This is a genomic window from Caulobacter sp. DWP3-1-3b2 (assembly GCF_049896325.1).
Classification (GTDB): domain Bacteria; phylum Pseudomonadota; class Alphaproteobacteria; order Caulobacterales; family Caulobacteraceae; genus Caulobacter.
The window spans coordinates 37988-44089 of record NZ_JAFCUB010000006.1 but is presented as its reverse complement, the minus strand read 5'-3'; the positions used below and the strand labels follow the sequence as shown (position 1 = coordinate 44089).

Genomic DNA, 6102 nt, shown 5'->3' with positions numbered 1-6102 from the left:
CCGCGTGTGGGCGTCGGGACCATATATCGCGGCCCGCAGGGTGGCCACCCCCGGCGGGCGGGGCGGGGCCCCGACCACCTTGATCGCGCCCCCGCCCGGCAGCACAACCTTGGCCAGCCGCTCGCGCAGGTCCAGCGCCACGGCGTGGCTGGAGCGCTTGCGCCCGCCCTTTTCGGCCAAGGCGACCGATAGATCGCCCTGGTCGGGGCGATTGCGCAGATAGTAGTGGCGCACCAGGCCGTTGAAATTGAAAGGCGAGGCCGTGCCCGCATAGGCGTCGATCGCCGTGACCTCGGGCAGGGCGCGGGTGATCACCGCCGCGTCGGACAAGGCTCGGGCCGTGGCCTCCAGCGAGGTTCCCTCCGGCATGTCCAACACCACCTGCAGCTCCGACTTGTTGTCGAACGGCAGCAGTTTCACCGTCACGGTCTTGGTGGCGAACATGGCGCAGGCCAGCAGGGTGGCTAGGCCCACGCCGATCAGGAAGGTCCAGGCGCTCTTGCGTGTGGCGATGACCCGGCCCGCGACCTGGCGATAGAGTCCGCCAAGCTTGCCGCCGCCGTCGTGGCCGCCCTTGGCGCCATGGCCGTCGGCGTTTAGCGTCTTGCGGGCGAAACGCACCATCAGCCAGGGCGCGATGACCACGGCGACGAAGAATGAGAACACCATGGCCGCCGAGGCGTTGACCGGGATCGGAGCCATGTAGGGGCCCATGAGGCCCGAGACGAAAAGCATCGGCAGCAGGGCCGAGACCACCGTCAGGGTGGCGACCACGGTCGGATTGCCGACCTCCGCCACCGCGTCGACCGCCGCATCGATCCGGCTTCGGCCGTCGGCCATCGCCCAATGTCGCGCAATGTTCTCGATCATGACGATGGCGTCGTCGACCAGGATGCCGATCGAGAAGATCAAGGCAAACAGGCTGACCCGATTGATGGTGTAGCCCATCAGGTTGGAGGCGAAGAGGGTCAGCAGGATGGTGGTCGGGATGACCACGGCGGTCACCGCCGCCTCGCGCCAGCCGATGGCCAGGCCGATCAAGACCACGATCGACAGGGTGGCCAAGCCCAGGTGAAACAGCAGCTCGTTGGCCTTCTCGTTGGCCGTGGCGCCATAGTCGCGGGTCACGGCGACATCCAGGCTATCGGGGAGCAAAGACCCCTTCAGGGCTTCGACCCGCGCCAGCACCGCCTGCGAAACGACGACCGCGTTGGCGCCCTTGCGCTTGGCGATGGCCAGGCTGACCGTTGGCGCCTGGCTCCAGCCGCCATCGACGCGGGCATAGCGCCAGGCGCGGGCCTGATCCTCGCGAGGACCCTGGATGACATCGGCGACGTCTCGGACAAAGACCGCCTGGCCGCTCGCGGACGGCAGGGCCAGAAGGCCAATATCAACCGTGCTGGTCATGCTGCGGCCGGCCGTGACGTCGATCGTCTGGCCGCCGCCCCGGATCTGGCCGGCTGGGAAGGCGCGGGTGGCCTGACGCACGGTGTCCATCAAAGCGCCAAGCGACACGCCGTGCTGGGCCAGGCGCGCCGGATCGGGCGCGATGCGGATCTCCTCGGGCCGTCCGCCGACGATGAAGGTCAGGCCGACGTCGTCGACCTTGGCCACCTCGGTCCTCAGCTTGCCGGCCAGCTCATACAGCGCCTGATCGGTCCATTGGCCGGCGGTGCCAGGCTTGGGCGACAGGGTCAGCACCAGGCTGGGCACGTCGTTGATGCCGCGCGTCTGGATCAGGGGTTCTGCTATGCCAGCGGGAATGCGGTCATAGTTGGCGCGGATCTTCTCGTGGATGCGCACGGCCGCGGCGTCAGGATCGACTCCGACCTTGAAGCGGGCTGTGACCATCACCTGATTGTCGTCGGCAAAAGTATAGACGTGTTCGACCTCGGCGACGCTCTTGACGATGGTCTCCAGCGGCTTGCCAACCAGTTCGATGGCGTCGGGGGCGCGCAGGCCGGGCGCGGCGACCATGATGTCGACCATGGGCACGCTGATCTGCGGCTCCTCCTCGCGGGGGATCGAAATCAGGGCCAGCAGGCCCACGGCGATCGCCGCCAGCAGGATCAGCGGCGTCAGCGGCGACTTGATCGACGCCTTGGTCAGGCGACCCGAGAGGCCCAGGTTCATCGGGCGGCCTCTGCCGGGGTCAGGATGTCGCCGAGGCGCAGGCCCGACAGGATCTCGACGGCGTCGGGTGAGGCGGCACCGCGGGTCTGGATGGGTGATTCCGAGATCACGCCATCAGCCCCGACCAGCCGCGCATAGTCGACGCCGAAACGGGTGGCGACATAACGCCGGGGAATGATGATCGCCTTACGCTCGCCGATCTTGACGGCAGCGCGCACGCGCTGGCCGATCAGGTCGCTGGGCAGGTTGGGCGCGGTGACGTCGGCGGTAACCTGGCCGCTGGTGATCGAAGGATAGATCTGGGTGATGGATCCGCGCCCGGCGACGCCGCGGAGGTCGTCGGCGGCCAGGTCCACGGGGTCGCCGACCTTCAGGGCCCGCGCCTGGCCCTCCGGCAGTTCGATGCGCACGACCAGAGGACCCGCGGTGATCCTGGCGACCGATTGGCCGGGCATCACCACCGAGCCTACCGGGACATTGGCCACCAGGACCCGACCCGAGGCCGGCGCCAGGATCGCGCCCTGGGCGCCAAGTTCGGCGCTGGCCCCGCGCTGGGCGCGGGCGGCTGTCAGGTTGGCGCTGGCGGCCTTGGCTTGGGCCTCCACCTGATCCAGGCGGGCCTGGGCATAGACCCCATGTGAAAAGAGATCACGGGTGCGGGCCAGGTCGGCCCGGGCGCGGGCCGCTTCGGCGGCGGCGGCGGCGACCTGGGCGTCGAACGCCCCGGTCTGCAGCGCCAGCCGGTCATCCTTGATCCGGCCAATCAATTGACCCTGACGGACGACATCGCCTTCCTTGACGCTCAGCGCCACCAAGGTTCCGGCGATCCGCGCCCGGGCGTCGGCCATGTCGCGTGTGGTCAGGGTGGCGGGAACCGGCTTGAGGTCGGCTACGGTCTGGGCGCGGATGGTCAGACGGTCGGCCGCTGGAGCTGTCTTGGCGGCCGGCGCCGGAGCTTCCTTGGATACGCCGCAGGCGCTGAGCAGCAAGGCGACTCCCAAGGCGCTGATCAGATAGGGCCGTGCCATCATGGCGTCCGCTCCAGGGGTTGGTCTTGTGATTGTCGGCTAGAGCATTTCCCGACCTGACTGCGTCAGGCCGTGAGCTCTAATCTTTTGTTTTGACGCATTTTTCTTCACGCGAACCGGAACCACTTCGCTCGAAAAATGCTCTAGCGGACGGTGGGGAGGCCGGCGGCCTTCCAGGCTGTGATCCCGCCGGTCAGGTGGGTGTCCAGCGCATGGCCGGCCTTCTGGCAGTACTCCACGGCAGTGGCCGAGCGCTTGCCCGAACCGCAACTGAACACCACGGACTTGCCGCCGGCGTCCGGCAGAGCCTTGGGATCAAAGCTCGAGAGCGGAATATTGACCGCGCCAGGAATGCGCTCGGCGGCGAACTCGGCCGGCTCGCGCACATCGACCAACAGGATCTCCTGGGCGTCGAGGGCGGTCTTCACCTGATGGGCGGTGAGGTCCTTGGTCTTGGGCGATCCAAACATCAATGCATCTCCTTGAGAGGGGCGGGGTAGGCGGCGGCTTCGGGTACCGCGCAGAACAGGCGCGACAGGGTCTCGACCAGGGCGCGGGCCTGACCGCCGCGAAGATCGTAATAGATGGTCTGGCCATCGCGCCGGGCGCCGACAACGCCATCGCGACGCAGCAGACCCAGATGTTGCGAGGCCAGGGTCTCGCGGACCCCCAAGAGATGGGCCAGCGCGCCAACTGACTGCTCGCCGTCAATCAACGCGCAGACGATCATCAGCCGATGCGGATTGGCCAGCGCCTTGAGCAGGGCGCAGGCGTCGTCCGCAGAGGCCTTGAGGGCGTGAGGCTCTAATTTCATAGTTGCGTATATGCGTCTATTCAAATATTCAGTCAAGGATTGTCGCGATCACCCTAGAGCCGGTCATCACCGTCCGAAGTGATCTGAATCAACGCCGGGCTATCGGATCTAGCGGACCTTGCCGCTCCAAGCCGACGGCTCAGGGAGGAATGAACTCATGGCCAAGCCGCGCATCGTCATTCTGGGCGCCGGACTAGGCGGCGCCATCGCCGCCTTCGAGATCAAGCAGGCCGTCGGCGAAAAGGCGGAAGTCGAGGTGGTCTCGCAGGGCGACACCTTCCACTTCGTGCCGTCCAACCCGTGGGTCGCCGTCCATTGGCGCAAGCGCGAAGCCATCGAGGTCGTACTGCCGCCGGTGTTCAAAAAAAAGGGCATCGCCTTCCGGGGCGTCGGCGCCGCCAAGGTCATGCCCGAGCGTAACCAACTCGAACTGACCGACGGCGTGCTGCTCGACTACGACTATCTGGTGATCGCCACCGGGCCGGAGCTGGCCTTCGACGAGATTGCGGGCCTTGGGCCGCATGGCGGCTTCACCCAGTCGGTCTGTCACGTCGATCATGCCGAGACCGCCGCCGCCGCCTTTGACCGCTTCGTGGAAAATCCCGGTCCGATCATCGTCGGCGCGGTGCAGGGCGCTTCGTGCTTTGGCCCGGCCTACGAGTTCGCGATGATCCTCGACACCGAGCTCAAGCGCCGCAAAATCCGCGACAGGGTGCCGATGACCTTCGTCACCTCCGAGCCCTATGTCGGTCACCTGGGCTTGGACGGGGTGGGCGACACGAAGGGCCTGCTGGAGAGCGAGATGCGCCAGCGGCACATCAAGTGGGTCACCAACGCCCGCGTGACCTCGGTCGAAGCGGGCCTGATGCACGTGGAAGAGGTGGCCGATGACGGCGCCGTCAAGGCGACCCACGACCTGCCGTTTGCCTATTCGATGATGCTGCCGGCCTTCAGGGGTGTTGCCGCCGTGCATGGCGTCATGGGCCTGACCAATCCGCGTGGCTTTATTCTGGTCGACAAGCACCAGCGCAATCCGACGTTCCAAAACGTTATGGCCCTGGGTGTCTGCGTGGCCATCGCCCCGACCGGCAAGACCCCTGTGCCGGTCGGCGTGCCCAAGACCGGCTTCATGATCGAGAGCATGGTCACGGCCATCGCTCACAACTTCAAAGAGATCCTGGATGGCAAGCCCGCAACGCACGAGGCGACCTGGAACGCCATCTGCCTGGCGGACTTCGGCGACGGCGGCGTGGTTTTCGTCGCCCAGCCCCAAATCCCGCCGCGCAACGTCAACTGGTCGGCCAGCGGCAAGTGGGTCCATTTGGCCAAGGTCGGGTTCGAGAAATACTTCCTGGCCAAGGTCAAGCGCGGCGAGAGCGAACCGTTCTATGAGAAGCTCGCCCTGGACGTGATGGGCATCCGGAAGATCAAGCCCGGGACGCAAAGGGCGTCGTGATGCGCCAGCTTGTGTGTCCCGCCTGTGGCGCGACCAATCGCGCCCCGGAAGACAAAAACGCCTTGGCGGCCAAGTGCGGCCGCTGCGGCGAGCGTCTGTTCTCCGGCGTTCCGGTCGAGGTGAGCGGCGCGCAACTGGCCGCGCACACCGGCAAGACCCGCGGCGGCGCAGTGCTCGTCGATGTCTGGGCGCCTTGGTGCGGACCTTGCCGGTCGATGGCGCCCCAGTACGCCGCTGCGGCCGTTCGGCTCGAGCCGGAGGTCCGATTGCTGAAGCTCAATTCCGAAGCCGAACCGCAGGCCGCCGGTGCGCTGGGCGTCTCGGGCATTCCGGCCCTGCTGCTTTATCGAGACGGGGTCGTCATCGCGCGGTCCGCCGGCCTGATGAGCGCGGCCCAGATCGTCGCCTGGACGCACCAGGCTCTGGCCCAGGCGAACGCCTCGGCCGAAAAGGGAGGTTGATCATGACGATCGACCGTATGGTTCTGGCCTTCGCCGGCTTGGTCGTTCTGGTGGGCGTCGCCTTGGCCCACTTCGTTCATCCCTGGTGGATCGCCCTTCCGATCTTTGCTGGCCTCAACATGATGCAGGCCGCCTTCACTGGCTTTTGCCCCGCCGCGATGGTGTTCAAGAAGCTCGGCGTCAAGCCGGGCGTCGCGTTCCGGTGAGCCC

The 6102-nt window shown here is 66.8% G+C and carries 7 protein-coding genes; 3 read left to right on the top strand and 4 right to left on the bottom strand.

The window, feature by feature from the left end; translation table 11 throughout:
• The 4 genes from ACP7AG_RS06300 to ACP7AG_RS06285 all read right to left on the bottom strand — a co-directional run.
• On the bottom strand, positions 1-2133 hold a 2133-nt coding region (locus tag ACP7AG_RS06300; RefSeq protein WP_426030206.1), incomplete at its 3' end, for an efflux RND transporter permease subunit.
• Entirely contained in the window at positions 2130-3164 is a 1035-nt protein-coding gene (locus tag ACP7AG_RS06295; protein WP_426030205.1) for an efflux RND transporter periplasmic adaptor subunit, read from the bottom strand. The genes ACP7AG_RS06300 and ACP7AG_RS06295, both read right to left, overlap by 4 nt.
• A 140-nt stretch (positions 3165-3304) precedes the next feature.
• The gene (locus ACP7AG_RS06290) at positions 3305-3631 is read right to left on the bottom strand and encodes a rhodanese-like domain-containing protein (protein WP_426015040.1); all 327 of its coding nucleotides are present in this window, start codon (positions 3629-3631) and stop codon (positions 3305-3307) included.
• Entirely contained in the window at positions 3631-3975 is a 345-nt protein-coding gene (locus tag ACP7AG_RS06285; RefSeq protein ID WP_426030204.1) for an ArsR/SmtB family transcription factor, read from the bottom strand. The genes ACP7AG_RS06290 and ACP7AG_RS06285 overlap by 1 nt, the downstream gene beginning before the upstream one ends.
• 157 nt (positions 3976-4132) lie before the next feature.
• Between ACP7AG_RS06285 and ACP7AG_RS06280 the strand changes: the two genes are divergently transcribed.
• The 3 genes from ACP7AG_RS06280 to ACP7AG_RS06270 are packed head-to-tail and all read left to right on the top strand — an operon-like array spanning position 4133 to position 6098.
• Positions 4133-5431: an NAD(P)/FAD-dependent oxidoreductase gene (locus tag ACP7AG_RS06280; protein ID WP_426015036.1), complete on the top strand. Its 1299-nt coding sequence runs from the start codon at positions 4133-4135 to the stop codon at positions 5429-5431.
• Entirely contained in the window at positions 5431-5892 is a 462-nt protein-coding gene (locus ACP7AG_RS06275; protein ID WP_426015034.1) for a thioredoxin domain-containing protein, read from the top strand. The genes ACP7AG_RS06280 and ACP7AG_RS06275 overlap by 1 nt, the downstream gene beginning before the upstream one ends.
• Positions 5893-5894: 2 nt before the next feature.
• Positions 5895-6098 (top strand): YgaP family membrane protein, encoded by a 204-nt coding sequence (locus ACP7AG_RS06270; protein WP_426015031.1) that lies wholly within the window; start codon positions 5895-5897, stop codon positions 6096-6098.
• The last annotated feature ends 4 nt before the right edge of the window (positions 6099-6102 follow it).

Excerpts from the sequence above, each read along its gene's own strand:
- ACP7AG_RS06295 (WP_426030205.1), bottom strand. The coding sequence starts at position 3,164 with ATGATGGCACGGCCCTATCTGATCAGCGCCTTGGGAGTCGCCTTGCTG.
- ACP7AG_RS06280 (WP_426015036.1), top strand. The coding sequence starts at position 4,133 with ATGGCCAAGCCGCGCATCGTCATTCTGGGCGCCGGACTAGGCGGCGCC.
- ACP7AG_RS06285 (WP_426030204.1), bottom strand. The coding sequence starts at position 3,975 with ATGAAATTAGAGCCTCACGCCCTCAAGGCCTCTGCGGACGACGCCTGC.
- ACP7AG_RS06290 (WP_426015040.1), bottom strand. The coding sequence starts at position 3,631 with ATGTTTGGATCGCCCAAGACCAAGGACCTCACCGCCCATCAGGTGAAG.
- ACP7AG_RS06275 (WP_426015034.1), top strand. The coding sequence starts at position 5,431 with ATGCGCCAGCTTGTGTGTCCCGCCTGTGGCGCGACCAATCGCGCCCCG.
- ACP7AG_RS06270 (WP_426015031.1), top strand. The coding sequence starts at position 5,895 with ATGACGATCGACCGTATGGTTCTGGCCTTCGCCGGCTTGGTCGTTCTG.